This window comes from Salinimicrobium profundisediminis, from assembly GCF_026241755.1.
In the GTDB taxonomy this organism is placed as follows: domain Bacteria; phylum Bacteroidota; class Bacteroidia; order Flavobacteriales; family Flavobacteriaceae; genus Salinimicrobium; species Salinimicrobium profundisediminis.
The window spans coordinates 60,172-76,927 of sequence record NZ_JAPJDA010000014.1; the positions used below are offsets into that span (position 1 = coordinate 60,172).

General features: G+C 43.7%; 11 protein-coding genes. 7 read left to right on the forward strand and 4 right to left on the reverse strand.

Features of this window, described 5'->3' with window-relative positions; all coding sequences use genetic code 11:
- The first annotated feature begins 137 nt into the window (after positions 1 to 137).
- The 5 genes from OQ279_RS09880 to OQ279_RS09900 all read left to right on the forward strand — a co-directional run bounded on the left by OQ279_RS09880 (position 138) and on the right by OQ279_RS09900 (position 9,476).
- Positions 138 to 1,217, forward strand: a complete 1,080-nt coding sequence (locus tag OQ279_RS09880) for a Gfo/Idh/MocA family protein (protein ID WP_266069698.1) — start codon at positions 138 to 140, stop codon at positions 1,215 to 1,217.
- Positions 1,218 to 1,475: 258 nt separating this feature from the next.
- Complete coding sequence (locus OQ279_RS09885) at positions 1,476 to 2,453, forward strand: ribonucleotide-diphosphate reductase subunit beta (protein ID WP_266069699.1); 978 nt, start codon at positions 1,476 to 1,478, stop codon at positions 2,451 to 2,453.
- A gap of 124 nt (positions 2,454 to 2,577) precedes the next feature.
- The gene (locus OQ279_RS09890) at positions 2,578 to 5,025 is read left to right on the forward strand and encodes a ribonucleoside-diphosphate reductase subunit alpha (protein WP_266069700.1); all 2,448 of its coding nucleotides are present in this window, start codon (positions 2,578 to 2,580) and stop codon (positions 5,023 to 5,025) included.
- Positions 5,026 to 5,242: 217 nt separating this feature from the next.
- Positions 5,243 to 6,583, forward strand: coding sequence for a deoxyguanosinetriphosphate triphosphohydrolase (locus OQ279_RS09895; RefSeq protein ID WP_266069736.1), 1,341 nt, complete (start codon positions 5,243 to 5,245; stop codon positions 6,581 to 6,583).
- Positions 6,584 to 6,638: 55 nt separating this feature from the next.
- Positions 6,639 to 9,476 carry a T9SS type A sorting domain-containing protein gene (locus OQ279_RS09900; protein ID WP_266069701.1) on the forward strand — a complete coding sequence of 946 codons (2,838 nt, stop codon included), beginning with the start codon at positions 6,639 to 6,641 and terminating at the stop codon, positions 9,474 to 9,476.
- On the opposite strand, the gene OQ279_RS09905 is transcribed toward OQ279_RS09900, so the two are convergent.
- Positions 9,473 to 10,441, reverse strand: a complete 969-nt coding sequence (locus OQ279_RS09905; protein ID WP_266069702.1) for a DUF3078 domain-containing protein — start codon at positions 10,439 to 10,441, stop codon at positions 9,473 to 9,475. The genes OQ279_RS09900 and OQ279_RS09905 overlap by 4 nt on opposite strands.
- Entirely contained in the window at positions 10,441 to 12,228 is a 1,788-nt protein-coding gene (dxs, locus tag OQ279_RS09910; protein WP_266069703.1) for a 1-deoxy-D-xylulose-5-phosphate synthase, read from the reverse strand. Before dxs ends, OQ279_RS09905 begins: the two co-directional genes overlap by 1 nt.
- Positions 12,229 to 12,266: 38 nt before the next feature.
- On the opposite strand from dxs, the gene OQ279_RS09915 reads away from it, so the two are divergent.
- Both OQ279_RS09915 and OQ279_RS09920 read left to right on the forward strand, forming a co-directional pair.
- Complete coding sequence (locus tag OQ279_RS09915; protein WP_266069704.1) at positions 12,267 to 12,716, forward strand: nucleoside deaminase; 450 nt, start codon at positions 12,267 to 12,269, stop codon at positions 12,714 to 12,716.
- A gap of 305 nt (positions 12,717 to 13,021) precedes the next feature.
- Positions 13,022 to 13,288, forward strand: a complete 267-nt coding sequence (locus tag OQ279_RS09920) for a hypothetical protein (RefSeq protein ID WP_266069705.1) — start codon at positions 13,022 to 13,024, stop codon at positions 13,286 to 13,288.
- A gap of 221 nt (positions 13,289 to 13,509) precedes the next feature.
- On the opposite strand, the gene OQ279_RS09925 is transcribed toward OQ279_RS09920, so the two are convergent.
- Positions 13,510 to 14,385 carry a glycoside hydrolase family 16 protein gene (locus OQ279_RS09925; protein WP_266069706.1) on the reverse strand — a complete coding sequence of 292 codons (876 nt, stop codon included), beginning with the start codon at positions 14,383 to 14,385 and terminating at the stop codon, positions 13,510 to 13,512.
- 59 nt (positions 14,386 to 14,444) lie between these two features.
- Positions 14,445 to 16,718: a beta-glucosidase BglX gene (gene bglX / locus OQ279_RS09930; protein ID WP_266069707.1), complete on the reverse strand. Its 2,274-nt coding sequence runs from the start codon at positions 16,716 to 16,718 to the stop codon at positions 14,445 to 14,447.
- Positions 16,719 to 16,756 lie beyond the last annotated feature (38 nt).

A 16,756-nucleotide genomic window follows, 5' to 3' on the forward strand; every position in this document is an offset into this window, starting at 1 on the left:
GGCTCAGGGTTCTTTTTTGAAACAAATAATCCCGGAATGGCCTTCCCGGCTGCTACGCAAACATTTAGCTCAATTTTTAAACAGAAGAAGCAGTTGAGTTTTCTGAAGATTTTTTATCTTCAGGAAAATTACACCGCATGGAACACAGACGAACTTTCATTAAAAAGTCGGGGCTTTTTTTGGCAGCAGGCTTTCTACCATTTCCTAACTTTTTAGGGTTTTCAAAAAAGGATAAACTGGGAGTTGCCCTCGTAGGTCTTGGCGGCTACAGCACCCATCAACTGGCTCCTGCCCTGCAGGAAACCGAATACTGCGAGCTTCGCGGAATAGTGACCGGCAGCCCCGAGAAAATCCCTCAATGGCAGGAAAAATATGGCATTCCAGATGCCAATGTGTACAATTACGAGAACATCCACCAAATTGCCAATAACAATGATATTGATGTGATTTACATTGTGCTGCCCAATTCCATGCACGCTGAATATACCATAAAAGCAGCCAATGCCGGAAAGCACGTTTGGTGTGAAAAACCTATGGCAATGAATGCTGAAGAGTGCCGCCAAATGATAGAAGCCTGCGAAAAAAACAGAGTCAAACTGGCAATAGGATATCGTCTTCAGCATGAAAAGAATAACCGCATCATGATGAAGTGGGCCGAAACAACCCCTTACGGGCCAATACAGGAAGTGAAAGCCGCCGCCGGTTTTTATAGTAACAATCCCGGCTGGCGTGCAGTAGAAAAAATGGGTGGTGGTGCCATGTACGATATGGGCGTGTACCCGCTTAACACTTCCCGATATACTGTAGGCCGCGAACCCATTGCTGTTTCGGCAAAATCTTCAACCAGCCGGCCAGATGTTTTTGGGGAAGTAGATGAAACTATGGATTTTACCCTCGAATTTCCCGAAGGAGTAGTAGCTAATTGCCGCACCAGCTTTGGCGAAGGTATGAACAACCTCGAAGTGACCTGCAGTGACGGCTCATATTATCTCCAGCCTTTCCAGACTTACAGCGGAGTAAAAGGAGGAACCAGCGACGGTAAAATTCTCGAACCTTTCGGAAAAAACCAGCAAGCCGTACAAATGGATGACGACGCCCTGTCAATTCTCAACAATAAGCCTATGATGGTTCCGGGAGAAGAAGGTTTGAAAGATATTATTGTACTCGAAAAGATCTATGAATCTGCTGCAAAAAATGGGCAAAAGCTAAAAATATAGACTTCTAAAAATGCCTTTTTTGACACCTGTTTCTGAAAAACTTCAGAAGAAAATTAAATGCTTCTTCAGGAAATTTTGCAGTTATAACAAACTAGCTCACAAACACATATACCTAAACCTTTTTCAGGCTTCAGAAACAATTTTATTGTGTTTTGTTGAAAACTTTGTTGAAAAGGTTTTTTCCCATGTAGGAAAAAACCTTACATAAATTACAATCTTTGAAAGAACCGTTTCCAACCAACTAAAACTCAATATCCTATGACCCAGTTAGAACCCATTTTACAGGAGAACAAGGACAGATTTGTGATTTTCCCCATTAAACATCACGATATCTGGGATTGGTACAAGAAAATGGAAGCAAGTTTCTGGACTGCCGAAGAGATTGACCTGCATCAGGATTTGAGTGACTGGAACAATAAATTAAATGCAGATGAAAGATATTTCATCAAGCACATTCTTGCCTTTTTTGCCGCTTCAGACGGAATTGTGAATGAAAATTTAGCCGAAAACTTCGTCAACGAAGTGCAATATTCTGAAGCTAAATTCTTTTACGGGTTCCAGATCATGATGGAGAACATCCATTCAGAAACCTACTCCCTGCTCATCGACACCTATGTTAAGGATGAAAAGGAAAAGAACAAACTTTTTAAAGCCATAGAGGTATTTCCTGCTATTCAGAAGAAAGCGCAGTGGGCCCTAAAATGGATAGAATCTGATTCTTTTGCTGAAAGGCTCATCGCTTTTGCAGCTGTAGAAGGAATTTTCTTTTCGGGCGCTTTTTGCTCTATCTTCTGGCTGAAGAAGCGCGGATTAATGCCCGGCCTCACTTTCTCTAATGAACTTATTTCAAGAGATGAAGGAGTACACTGCGACTTTGCTGTTCATCTGCACAACAACCACCTTGTGAACAAGGTGCCAAAAGAGCGAATTAGAGAGATCATTGTTGATGCACTTAATATTGAAAGAGAGTTTATTACTGAATCCCTTCCGGTAAGCCTTATCGGGATGAATTCTAACCTGATGACCCAATATCTTGAATTTGTTGCCGACCGACTGCTGGTTGAACTAGAATGTGAAAAGGAATATGGCACTGCGAATCCATTCGACTTTATGGATATGATCAACCTGCAGGGGAAAACCAACTTCTTTGAAAAGAGAGTTGGCGAATACCAGAAAGCAGGAGTGATGAACAAAGACAAAGACGCCGATAAGATTAGTTTCGACGCTGATTTTTAGGCCCCCTTGCCCCCGAAGGGGGAACTAATTCTCCTGCTTCACAAATGTGAAGCATACTTCAAAATAACCGCCTACACCTCCTCCCATCTTGTGAGGCTGAGAGAGGCATTTAAAATCTAAACTTATGTTCGTAGAAAAAAGAGGCGGCCGCAGAGAACCTATTATGTTTGACAAGATCACAGCCAGGATTAGAAAACTGTGCTATGGCTTAAATGAACTCGTTGACCCTGTAAAGGTGGCGATGCGGGTGATTGAAGGGCTTTATGACGGAGTTACCACCAGTGAACTTGACAATCTCGCAGCCGAAATTGCCGCTACAATGACCACTTCCCATCCCGATTATGCGAAACTGGCGGCAAGAATTTCAGTCTCTAACCTACACAAGAATACAAAAAAGACATTTTCGGAAGTGATGACCGATCTTTACGAGTACGTAAATCCGCGTACCAATCAAAAGTCGCCACTTATTGCCGATGATGTGTACGAGGTCATTCAGAAGAATAAAGAACTGCTTGATTCCACGATTATTTACAACAGGGATTTTCAGTATGATTACTTCGGATTTAAAACCCTGGAGCGCTCGTATCTTCTGAAGATAAACGGAAAAATTGCCGAAAGGCCTCAGCACATGCTTATGCGTGTTTCCGTAGGAATTCATCCCGATGACATGGAAGCTGCGATCGAGACCTATGAGCTCATGTCGAAGAAATATTTCACGCACGCCACTCCTACTCTTTTCAACGCCGGAACTCCGAAGCCACAGATGTCTTCCTGTTTCCTGCTCACCATGAAAGACGATAGCATTGACGGGATCTACGACACGCTGAAGCAGACTGCGAAGATCTCACAATCGGCCGGCGGAATTGGTTTGTCTATCCACAACGTAAGAGCTACGGGTTCCTATATTTCAGGCACCAATGGTACTTCCAACGGGATCGTGCCTATGCTGCGGGTTTTTAATGACACTGCACGATATGTCGACCAGGGTGGCGGAAAACGAAAGGGGTCTTTTGCCATTTATGTAGAACCCTGGCACGCTGATATTTTTGACTTCCTCGACCTGAAAAAGAACCACGGAAAAGAGGAAATGCGGGCCCGTGACCTCTTCTACGCGATGTGGGTCCCCGATCTTTTCATGAAACGTGTAGAAGAAAATGAAAGCTGGACGCTGATGTGTCCGCACGAATGCCCGGGACTTTACGACATTCACGGCGAAGAGTTCGAAGAACTTTATTTGAAATACGAAGCCGAAGGCAAAGGCCGAAAAAGCATTAAAGCCCGTGACCTGTGGGAAAAGATTTTGGAATCACAGATCGAAACCGGAACTCCGTACATGCTGTACAAAGATTCGGCTAACCGGAAATCGAATCAGCAAAACCTGGGAACGATTCGTTCTTCAAATCTTTGTACCGAGATCCTGGAATACACCAGCGAAGATGAAGTAGCCGTTTGTAACCTTGCTTCTATTGCATTGCCAATGTTTATTAAGGGTAATGAATTTGATCATAAGGAACTCTTCAGGATCACTAAGAGAGTTACGAGGAATTTAAATAAAGTGATCGACAGGAATTATTATCCGGTAAAGGAAGCCGAAAATTCTAATTTCAGGCACCGGCCTGTGGGGCTGGGAGTTCAGGGATTGGCAGATACTTTTATAAAACTCAGGCTACCTTTTACTAGCGATGAAGCTAAAAAACTAAACCAGGAGATCTTTGAAACCCTTTATTTTGCTGCCGTGACCGCCTCTATGGAAATGGCTAAGGAAGCAGGCACCTATTCTACCTATGAAGGTTCACCTATGAGCAAAGGCCAATTCCAGTTTAACCTTTGGGGGATCAATGATGAAGACCTTAGCGGCAGATGGGATTGGGCAAAGCTTAGAAAACAGGTGCTCAAAAATGGCGTTCGCAACTCACTTTTAGTTGCGCCAATGCCTACTGCTTCCACTTCCCAGATCCTTGGAAACAATGAAGCTTTTGAACCATACACTTCCAATATCTACACCCGCCGTGTGCTTTCGGGGGAATTTATCGTTGTCAATAAACACCTCCTGGAAGACCTGGTGGAAAGGAATCTGTGGACAGAAGATGTCAAAAATGCCATTTTACGATCCAATGGTTCTGTACAAAATATAGATGTCATTCCTGAAGATCTTAAGGAACTGTATAAGACAGTTTGGGAGCTCAGCATGAAGGATATTATCGATATGTCCCGTCACCGCGGTTATTTTATTGATCAGTCGCAGTCGCTCAACCTCTTCATGGAGAACGCGAACTATTCCAAGCTCACCTCCATGCATTTCTATGCCTGGAAAAGCGGCCTTAAAACAGGAATGTATTACCTGCGCACCAAAAGTGCTGTAGATGCCATTAAATTCACTTTAGCAAAAGAGGAAAAGAAGCAGGAAATACCTGCGGAAAAAATTTCTGAAATACAGGTTTCCCCCGATGCCGAACCAGCATCCAAAAATGTCATTTTAGACGATGCTTCCATGTCACCTGAAGAGCTGCGTGCATTGATTGCACAATCTAAAGAAGCTGAAGGTGACGACTGTTTGATGTGCGGGAGTTAGGTTGAGTTTTGAGAAAATGATTAAAAAAGAGTCTAGAAACTAGAATCTAGAGTCTAGACTTTAAAAAAATTTTAGATTATCTAAACGAATCAAGTCTTGGCTCTTGCTTCTAGAAGCGAAGCGATCCTGGTTCTTTTTCAAAATGATAGTTACTTTCTTGATCATTGTTTATTGCTCATTGTTTATTTTTGAAGCTTACTGAAATAAATATTAAATGATGAACTGGGAGCAGCTGCTTTCGCTTAGAAAAGCAGGAGACACGAATAAAAGATTAAGAAAAGAACAAAATGCGACCCGCTTAGGATTTGAAGTTGACTACGACCGCATCATATTTTCTTCGGCTTTTAGAAGTTTACAGGATAAAACGCAGGTAATTCCGCTTTCCAAGACAGATTTTGTACATACACGGCTTACGCACAGCCTTGAAGTTTCGGTAGTGGGGCGTTCTTTGGGCCGCCTGGCGGGGCAAAAGATCCTGGAGAAACATCCGCAGCTGGAAAAAACCCACGGCTACCAAATGAACGATTTTGGGGCTATTGTTGCCGCTGCCGCCCTGGCACACGATATTGGGAATCCGCCGTTTGGGCATTCGGGAGAAAAGGCCATTGGTGAATACTTCAGCAATGGCAACGGCAGGCGTTTTCGGGAGTTGCTTACTGCTGAAGAATTTGAAGATTTGACCAAATTTGAAGGAAACGCCAATGGCTTTAAGATCTTAACGGAAGACAAACCCGGTATACCTGGAGGCATCAGGCTTTCGTATGCTACTTTAGGAGCTTTTATAAAATATCCGAAGGAATCCCTTCCGTATAAACCCACCGCACGAATAGCCGATAAAAAGTTCGGAATATTTCAGTCTGAAAAAGCCTTTTTTGAAGAGGTAGCAAACGAGCTGGGACTTATCTCCACCGGCACCGGAAAAAATCTTAGTTATTGCAGACATCCGCTTGCATTTTTAGTAGAGGCGGCCGATGATATTTGCTACACGATCATTGATTTTGAAGACGGCATCAACCTGGGGCTTATTCAGGAGGAATATGCACTGGAATATCTTATTAACCTGGTGAAAGATTCGATCATCACCAAAAAATACCACAACCTGCAAACCCGTGCCGACAGGCTGAGTTATCTCAGGGCCCTGGCTATAAATACGCTACTCACAGAGGCTGTCGAAATCTTTATGGCCAACGAAGATGCCATTCTAAAAGGGGAATTTCACGAAGCCCTTTTTGACAGGAGTAAATACGAAGCCCAGATTAGCGATATTATCAAGATAAGTATTGATAAAATTTACCAGAGCGAAGAAGTGATAAGCAAGGAAATTGCCGGTTACCAAATGCTTTCTCACCTGCTGGACACTTACACCACTGCTCTATTGCCCGAAAACGGGAAGCAGACAAATTATAACAAACTGGTGCTGAAATTAATCCCCGAAGCACATCATTTTGAAGATCTTGAGGTGTATGATAAGCTCATCAAAATTTGCAGTTATATTTCTTCGCTTACAGACAGTAAAATTGTGTCGTTGTTCAAAAAATTCAAAGGGCTTAAAATTTAATTTTTTGTATTTTGCAGAATAGCTTTCTTCGGAAGACATTTACCTATATCCCCTTATGAATAAACGATTACTTTTTGTACTTCCGGTCGTTCTGTTTGCTGCCGTTTTTGGTCTTTACCTGAGTTGTGAGAACAATGCACCTTCTGAAATTTCAGAATTAAGACAAAGACATGAGCATTTTTTGAAGCAGAACAAGCCCACCAAGGACAAGGGGTTTTCACGCCTCGAAAAAATTAAAAAAGGCCTGCCTCCAAAGAAATATTATGAGGAAATGGAGTATCTCACCATGAATCCTGCTTTGGGATATCCTGAACCCCATAAAGTAAGGGATTTGCACGAGCAACTTCAAAAACAGCGGCAAAGCAGGAGTTACATCAAAGCCCCCGGAGATAGTGAGCAGCACCCATGGCTCTCTCGCGGCCCCAACAATGTGGGAGGCCGTACAAGAGTATTATTATTTGACCCTAATGACACCTCGGGCAACCGGGTGTTTGCCGGTGCAATAAGCGGCGGCCTGTGGGTCAATGACAATATCACCCGCGAATCTTCTCCCTGGGAACAGGTAGAAGGTTTGCCTGCAAATTTGAATATATCCTGCCTTACGGTCGATCCGCGGAATTCTAATATCTGGTATGCAGGTACAGGAGAACAATATACCGGCGGGGACGTAGTGGGAACGGGCGTTTACAAAACCACCGATGGGGGCCAGACCTGGAATAAAGTTCTGGATGTAGAAGATTTTTCAGAATCGGGAAGCAGCACAAACATTCGGGCAATTGGGGGTGTCTATTACATCAATGACATAGAAGCCTGGGATAATGGCAGCAGCACCGAAGTCTTTATTGGAGTCTCTACTCACTTGTATGCCAATGCTCAAAATCCGCAGAATTTATTAGGCTTTTTTGAAAGAGGCCTGTACCAAAGTAAAGACGAAGGCGCTTCCTGGAACAAAGTCCTTGAAGAGGAATCTTTTAATGACTTTGAAACAGATGCGGCAGGGAATGCCTGGGTTTCCACAACCTATTCGCCGGGAGTGGAGAATTCTTTTGGCGGAAAGATCTTCAGGCGTGAAAAAGGTGCAAATACGAGCTGGTCTCTGGTGACCACCATTCCCAATGTTTATCGCACCGAGATAGAAGCTTCAGCCTTAAACCCTGATAAATTTTATATTCTTGCTGAAGACCAGTTTGAAGAAGCGTCGCTTTGGGTTACGACGAACGCTTTTCAAAATATTACACGGCTGAATGAACCCAATGATGCCGATCTTGATATTCCTCCTGATGATTTTGCTAGGGGCCAGGCTTTTTATAATCTTATGATAGAATCTGATCCTACCAACGATGAAATCATCTATGTTGGCGGAATAGACCTCTTCAGGTCAACTACCGGTGGTAATTCATGGGAACAGATCTCTAAATGGTCAGATAATGATAATCTTGATGAATTACCTGTTTCCGAAGTCCATGCAGACCATCATGTGATGAGGTTTAAGCCCGGTAATACCAATCAGGCGATCTTTGGGCATGACGGCGGGGTTTCGTTTGCCAACGATCTTTCAGCAGCAAGCACTTCGAAAGTATTCATCACTCCCGAGACCGACTATATTACCACGCAATTCTATTCTGTTGCCGTGGCACCAACTTCTTTTGCAACGGGCGACTACTTTTTGGGAGGCACCCAGGATAACGGAACCCTGCTGATTGAAAGAGGGAACCCCACTTCTATAGGAATATTGGGTGGCGATGGCGCTCATTCCTTTTTTGACCAGGTAGACACCGAATACCTCATAGCCAATTTGGTATACAACGACCTTATTATTCTTTACAATTACGACAAAGATGGTTTTGCGCTTATTGCCAATAATGAGAACAGGGACGGATTTTTCATAAACCCTCAAGCCCTTGATTCCAATTTGGATATCCTGTTCTCAAACGGACCTGAAGGCGTGCTTTACAGGTATGATAACCTCACTCAACTTCCACTTTTAGGTGATGATGGCATTCAGCAAAATTCACCCATTGCGCCAAAAGTTTCTCTCAAAAATGCCCTTTTAGACAGTTCTATAAGTGCCCTCACCGTTTCCCCTTTTTCAACCCAAAGCAGCACGGTACTTCTGGGGCTTACCAATTCCAAACTCCTTAAAGTTGAAAATGCGCATGGCGCTCCTGAAAATGCTACGTGGAAGAAGATCACCGGTCCAGAATTCTTAGGAAGTATTTCGGATGTGGAATACGGTGAAACCCCAGACGAAATCTATGTTACCTTTTACAATTACGGCGTAAAAAGTATATGGTACACTTCAAATGCCAATGCCACAAATCCTACCTGGACAAGTAAAGAAGGAAACCTGCCTGACCTGCCCGTACTTTCTATTCTTCACAACCCGCTTAACAAAGACGAGGTAATTGTGGGAACAGAACTCGGAGTTTGGGCAACCGAAAATTTCACCAGCAGCCAGCCTGTATGGGTGCAATCATACAACGGGATGAGTGATGTAAAGGTCACCGACTTAGATCTCAAAAAAGGCAATAATGTAGTCTATGCTGCTTCTTACGGGCGCGGCATCTTCTCTGGTCAATTTAAAACAGCTAAAGAAGAAGCAGAAGAACGCGGGGAAATGGTAGTTGAAGAGAACGTGATTATGGTCTATCCAACTATTTCTGGAGGAAATTATCAGATTGTATCGGGTGAGGATATAGAGGACATGCAGGCATTTGTTTACAACATCCAGGGAAAACTGATACAGGTTGTGAAGACCCCGCTTGAAGCAAATGAACCCATTGATGTGTATATTGTCACTGAAGCTCCCGGAGTTTACCTATTCAAGATCACGGGTGCCGGAAAAACCGAAGTTCAGAAAGTGATCAAACTAAAAGACCTGGATCAATCTTAAAAAGAATACACTATTCCCACGCCCAATAGCTGCTTAAACTGAACCTTGGGACCGCCGGTTTCCAACGTACCATCTCCATCAAGATCCTGCTTAAACTTCACATCATCATCATACTTGAGATGTGAACCTACGTTGGCTTTAACGTAATCATTCACCTGCAGGTCAAGATTGAGCTCCCAGTCAACATCAATATTTCCAAATTGGTTGAGATAATCTGAGTACAGCCGCAAACTATTACTGAGATCAATATTGTCAAAAATCTTTTTTGAAAAGGCGCTGCTCACCAGGAATCCCAGCTGGGTTCTCACCTTTTCCCCTTCGTCAATAATATTTCCCTCTTCGTCCTTAACAGCCGGCGAAACCCCGAACATACCTTCATTTGCCAATCGCTGGTCCAACACAAAAGTCGACTTTTGGGTCACCGGGGAGATATACACTGTGAGGTCTTCTTTTGGAGAGGAATATTCACTTCCTACCCCTACAAAGGCATAACCCGGGGCCATAAATTTGGAAATTGGGGTCTCGGTGTTGGGATATCTATACCCGAAAGAGAGCTGGGTGTTAAACGTAAATTTAGCCGAATAATACCAATTGGAAACCGAATCGCGCCGGTACCCGAAATTGGAGTTGATCTCGAGGTTATCTTCTGTCTTTCGAAGCTCCCTGCCTTCCTGTGCGTTAAACCCATATTTTACTGCAAGGGTCGAATTCCAGTTTAAAAGTTCTTTCTGGTATTTTCTTCCGAAGAGACCGTGGAGTAAGGCAGAAAAAGAATTATTCCCCCCCGAATTCCAGTTAATAAAGGCTACTTCATTCAGGTTGACCCCTACTTTGTTGGTCTTTTTCCAGTAATTGATCTTTTCATTTACCACGGTGGTTGTATCAACAGCTGTGGTATCTCTTTCGGTACCATAGCCAAGGGCGGCAAATAATAAAAACGTGAGGCAAATGAGGGACTTGTGCATTATTTTAATTTTCTAAGCATTGAGTTAAGACACGCCTTAATACTTTCAACGTCAATTTTTGATTTTTCTTGTAATTCTTCCACTTTTCCGTGGTCTGTAAATTTATCGGGCAATCCCAGGGCGGTAATTGGGAGGTGATAATTGTGCTGCTGGGCAAACTCCATCACAGCCGATCCTGCCCCGCCGTTTATTACCCCGTCTTCTACAGTAACCAGCATTTTATAGCCAGTCATGATCTCATGCAGCAGCCCTTCATCCAAAGGTTTAATAAACCGCATATCGAAGTGGCCAATTGCTTCAGGTTGTCCCAGTTCTTCCAGCGCCTTTTCGGCCTTCTTCCCTATAGTGCCAAAAGTAAGCACCGCAATAGCACTTCCCTCCTTCAGTTTTCTACCTTTTCCAAAGCTAATCTCCTCAAACGGCAACTGCCAGTCTTCAACAAAACCTCTGCCTCTGGGATAACGTATGGCCAGAGGGTGTTTTAGTTTTCCGGTTTGGGCAGTGTACAACATGTTTCTAAGGTCCACTTCATCAAGAGGCGCAAAGATGATCATATTAGGAATACAGCGCAAATAAGCAATATCAAAACTTCCATGATGAGTAGCGCCATCTTCCCCCACGAGTCCGGCCCTGTCGAGACAAAAGATCACCGGCAAATCCTGAAGTGCCACATCATGAATCACCTGATCGTAAGCCCGCTGAAGGAAAGTAGAATAGATAGCACAAAAAACCACAAAGCCCTGTGTTGCCATCCCGGCTGCAAGAGTCACGGCATGTTGCTCGGCAATGCCCACGTCAAAAGCGCGATCGGGGAAAGCCTGCATCATGTACTTAAGCGAACTACCTGTTGGCATGGCAGGTGTGATCCCAATGATCTTCTCGTTCTTTTCGGCCAGTTCAACCAGGCTCAGCCCAAAAACATCCTGGAACTTTAACGGTAAATTTTCGGTATCATAGGGAAGTAACTCCCCTGTATCGGGAAGAAATTTTCCCGGGGCGTGGTATTTCACCTGGTCTTCTTCGGCTTTTTTAAGACCTTTCCCTTTTGTGGTGATCACATGTAGAAACTTGGGGCCTTTTATCTTCTTAAGTGCTTCAAGGGTTTCTAAAAGACTCTCCAGGTCATGCCCGTCTACCGGGCCAAAATATTTAAAGTTCAGCGCCTCGACCATATTATCCTGCTTCGGCTTGTAACCCACCCGCGCTTTTGTAAGATAATTCTTTAAAGCACCTACACTGGGATCAATTCCAATGGCGTTGTCATTGAGAATGATCAAAAGATTGGCATTGGTTACCCCGGCGTGGTTCAATCCTTCAAAAGCCATCCCGCTGGCGATAGAGGCATCTCCTATTACGGCAATATGTTGTTTTTCACTGTCTCCCTTTAAGCCCGAAGCCAGCGCCATGCCCAATGCAGCCGAGATCGAGGTAGATGAATGCCCTACCCCAAAAGAGTCATATTCGCTCTCGCTTCTTTTGGGAAAACCACTGATTCCGTCTAGCTGCCGGTTTGTATGAAAAATCTCTCTCCTGCCGGTAATGATCTTATGCCCGTAAGCCTGGTGCCCCACATCCCATACCAGCAGGTCTTTTGGTGTATCAAATATGTAATGTAAGGCGATAGTAAGCTCTACCACTCCAAGACTGGCACCTAAATGCCCTTCTTTGGAAGCAACGATCTCAATAATGAATTTCCGCAATTCTGCTGCCAGCTGCGGAAGCTTTTCAGGAGCAATTTTCCGAAGATCTACAGGAGAATTAACAGTATCGAGAATAGTTTTTGCCATAAAAAACAAAGGTACATTTTGAAATTGTATTTTTGAATATGCAATTAATTTTTGACGACGTTTATTTTATGCGGAAGGCCCTTGAAGAGGCACAGCAGGCTTACGAAAAAGGGGAGATCCCGGTAGGGGTTGTGATTGTGGCTCAACAAAGGATCATTGCCCGCGGACACAATCTCACCGAACTGCTGAATGATGTCACAGCCCATGCCGAAATGCAGGCTATCACCTCGGCTGCGAACTTCCTTGGCGGAAAATACCTCCTGGATTGTACCATGTACGTGACTTTGGAGCCGTGCCAAATGTGTGCCGGAGCCCTTTACTGGAGCCAGATCTCCAATTTGGTGTTTGCTGCCTCAGATCCTGAAAGGGGCTACAGAAGAATGGGAGGAAAACTTCACCCAAAAACGAAGGTCAAAAATGGCATTTTAGAAGAGGAAGCTTCGCAACTCCTGAAGCGGTTTTTTATTGAAAGAAGGAATTTGAATTAAAAAATTCATGTTCTCTTCTGTTGCGAACTATGGAATTGGATTTTTTTTATATAGAATTCCTGTAAATGCAACTTCTGAAATATTCCCTACGGAATTTAATATTCCTGGTTACATTCGACCCCTTCGGGGTCGTGAATGCAATCATTTATTCTATAAATGTTGGACCCCTTCGGGATCCTTTGGAAGCTGAAGCTTCCTGGGAAAGACACGCTTATGCTCGCCCGTACAAAATTAGCAGTGCTAAGCATAATTAAAATTCAATTTTTTGAACCATACATGGGGTTGAAGAAAATCCTGAAGGATTTTTGACATTTTTTCAATCAAAAGAATCCCGAAGGGATTCCATATTTATTGATGATGAGCATAGACCTTTCGACCCCGACGGGGGTCGTACCAACATCACAGTAGGGCCGGTATACAGTGAAATAATAAATTCAAGAAAATTTGCAATCGTATTTCAGAATTTTGGATGTCCATATACCTTAATAAATAATGGGTCTATCTCTCCTGAATCTGAAGTTCAGTTTCTCCTGGGCAAGATCACGGAGAATTTTCAGGGAAACACATTTTGAGATTTTACATTATGACTTATGCGGCGTTCGCTTATTTATTTATTTACGCCCGAAAGTAAATTTCTCCGGGGCAAGCCCACGGAGCATTTTAGTGGAACACGTTTTCAAACTTTACAACATTTACTAACGAGGCAAGCCTCGGGGTATTTACCCTCCTATGAATAAAAAATCCTCTTCAAAAATGACATTTTTGAAGAGGATTTCCGGCTAATTCAACCTGCTTACTTCGTAATCAAAACCCAGTCGACCAGCACTTCTGCTTCACCGGATTTTATTAATTCTACGGTTGATGCGGGCAGACCGTTGTAAGGTTCTTCCACTCCGTTGGTCTTGTAGGGATATGCACCACCCAGAGCTAAATTCAGAATAAGGTATTTTGGGTTGTCAAAAGCCCATTTTCCGTAATGTTCTACCATGGGTTTTGTCACCCTATAGATCAACCTGCCATCCACCCTAAAATCAAAACCTTCAGGCGTCCAGTCTACAGAATAAACATGCCAATCGGTGACATCTTCTCCTTCAGGAAAAAAATACTTATTCACCAAGGGTGTTTCCCCCGAATAACCGGGACCATGAAGGGCAACTCCAATCCAATCTGTTTCGCCCACGTATTCCATGATGTCAATCTCCCCGGTTTCGGGCCAATCGCCACCACCTAAAGCCCAAAAAGCCGGCCAGTAGCCCGCGCCTTTGGGTAACTTCATTCTCGCAGCGGCAGTACCGTAGGTGAACATAACCTTATCCTGGGTATTGATCCTTCCGGAGATAAAATCGAAATCATTACCCTTATAATTGATGTAATTGGGACTGTAATGCGCCTTAAGCACCAGTGCATCTTCCACTTCCACTCCCCCTGCCTTTTCGCCTTTTACGGTGAAAACAGTGGCCGAAGAATCAATATAGATCTGCTGCTCATTGTTCACCCAAAAATCGGTTCCCTGCACATTCCATTTTTGGCGATCGAGCGTGTTTTCAGAAAAAGTATCAAAGAACAGCGTGTCTTTTTGAACTTTCACCTCTACATGCTGTGCAAAAAGGTTTCCGCCAGCAGAGATCATTATCCCCAGCAGAATATTTTTAAAATTTTTCCTGTACATATCTTATAACGTATTTAAAAAAGGGGTCTCAAAAATGTCATTTTAGAGACCCCTTTTTGTTAATTCAATCGGAAGCTTTCGGTTTTAAGATCTATGGAATTTCCTCCTATCATCACCTGGAATTCTCCAGGTTCTGAAGCCCATTCTTTATTGGCGTTGTAAAACTTCAGAAGTTCATTGGAAATTGTAAAGCTCACCTGCTTTGTTTCTCCTGGTTGCAGTTCAACAAGCTCAAATCCTTTTAATTCTTTAACCGGTCTGGTGGTACTGGCCACCATATCTCTCAAATACAGCTGCACTACCTCTTTCCCGGCTTTTTTGCCCGTGTTGGTAACAGAAACAGTGACCGTTAATGACTCCTGCGGATTCATTTCTTCTGAAGAAAGCGTCAAATCACCATATTCAAAAGTGGTGTAACTAAGGCCGTAACCAAAGGGATATAGTGCCGTCTTTTCTTCATCTGTATAAGCTGAATAAGTAACATCGGAAGGATTACTGGGTCTACCTGTATTCTTCTGGTTGTAATAAAGCGGCTCCTGGCCCACAGCTCTCGGGAAGGACACCGGTAGTTTTGCTGAAGGATTGTATCTTCCGAAGAGCACATCGGCAATAGCATTTCCACTTTCGGTACCAAGCTGCCATGCAACTACAATTGCAGGAATATTCTCTGCAGCCCATGAAATTTCTAAAGGCCTGCCGTTTTGAAGTACCAGCACCACATTTTTATTCACCTTGTAAATTTCGTGCATAAGTTCCTGCTGAAGACCTGCCAGGCCAATATTCACCTGACTTCTACCTTCGCCGCTTTGAAACGCATCTTCACCAAGGGCAAGGATCACCAAATCTGCCTTTTTTGCGGCATCAATAGCAGCTTTAAATCCGGATTTGTCGGTAGTATTGATCTTTAAAGGCTTAAGGAAGGTGCGTTCTCCCATACCGAGATCGGCTCCCTTAGCGTAGGTGATCTTCACATTATTACCCACAGCACTTTTTAAACCTTCTAGGATAGAAACTGCGGAATTTGCTTCTCCCTGAGCTCTCCAGTTACCAATTGGCGTGTCTTTATCATCTGCCAATGGACCTATAACAGCGATATTCTTTACTGAAGAAGCTATAGGCAACAGGTTTTTGTCATTTTTGAGGAGTACAATTGACTTTTTTGCCACGTCCCTTGCCACAGCTCTATGCTCTTTCAGGTTGAGCTGTTCGGCCATTTGAGAGTTAGAATAGCGGTAAGGATCTTCGAAAAGCCCCAGTTTGAATTTCACCCAAAGAATTCTTTTAACAGCATCATCAATTAGTGCTTCATCAACTTTTCCGGAGTTAACCAGTTGGACAAGTCCGGTTTCATAGGCACCGCCTTCCATGTCCATATCACTTCCGGCTTTTACAGCGATTTCGGCGGCATGAGTAAGATCTTCAGCAAAGCCGTGGTTTATCATTTCGGCAATAGAACCCCAGTCTGAAACTATAAACCCGTCCCAATCCCAATCTTCCTTAAGAATGTCTCTTTGAAGCATTTTACTTCCGGTTGCGGGGGTACCATCAAGATCGTTAAAAGAATTCATGAAAGTAGCAACCCCTGCAGCTGCAGCAGCTTTAAACGGAGGTAAAATGGTATTGTGTAGCTCGTTTTCACCCACGTGAACCGTGTTGTAATCACGACCTGCTTCAGCAAAACCATATCCGGCAAAATGTTTGGCAGTGGCCGCTATGGTTGCGGGATTTGAAAGATCATCCCCCTGGTAACCCCTAATCTTTGCTTCGGCCACACGGGAAGTTAGAAAGGGATCTTCTCCGGAACCTTCCATAATGCGCCCCCAGCGGGCATCGCGGGAAATGTCTATCATTGGTGCAAAAGTCCAATTGACGCCATCGGCCGCTGCTTCGAGAGCAGAGATGCGTGCGGTTTCTTTCATCGCCTCGAGGTCCCAGCTTGCAGTTTCTCCAAGCGGTACGGGGAAAATGGTCTTGTATCCGTGAATGACATCATAGCCAAACATAAGCGGAATTTTGATCCTGGAATTCTCCATGACCAGCTTTTGGGCTTCCCTTGTGGCTTCTACAGAAAGTACGTTGAGCATGGAACCTACAAGGCCCTTTTTTAGCTGTTCTTCCCGGTACTGGTTTTGATTTCCACTTGCAGGCCCGGTAAGATCCCAGGTGCCGCTGTATTGTACCATTTGCCCAACTTTTTCTTCAAGGGTCATAATAGAAACAATAGAATCAACTTTCTTTTCTACATTTTCTATAGAACTTTTGATAGTTGTATTTTGAGATGTGGCTGTTAATATTGGAAACAAACAGGCCAGAAGTAGTAATTGCTTTTTCATTTTAGTAATCTTAATTATAAACATTCTTAGATGGGGAC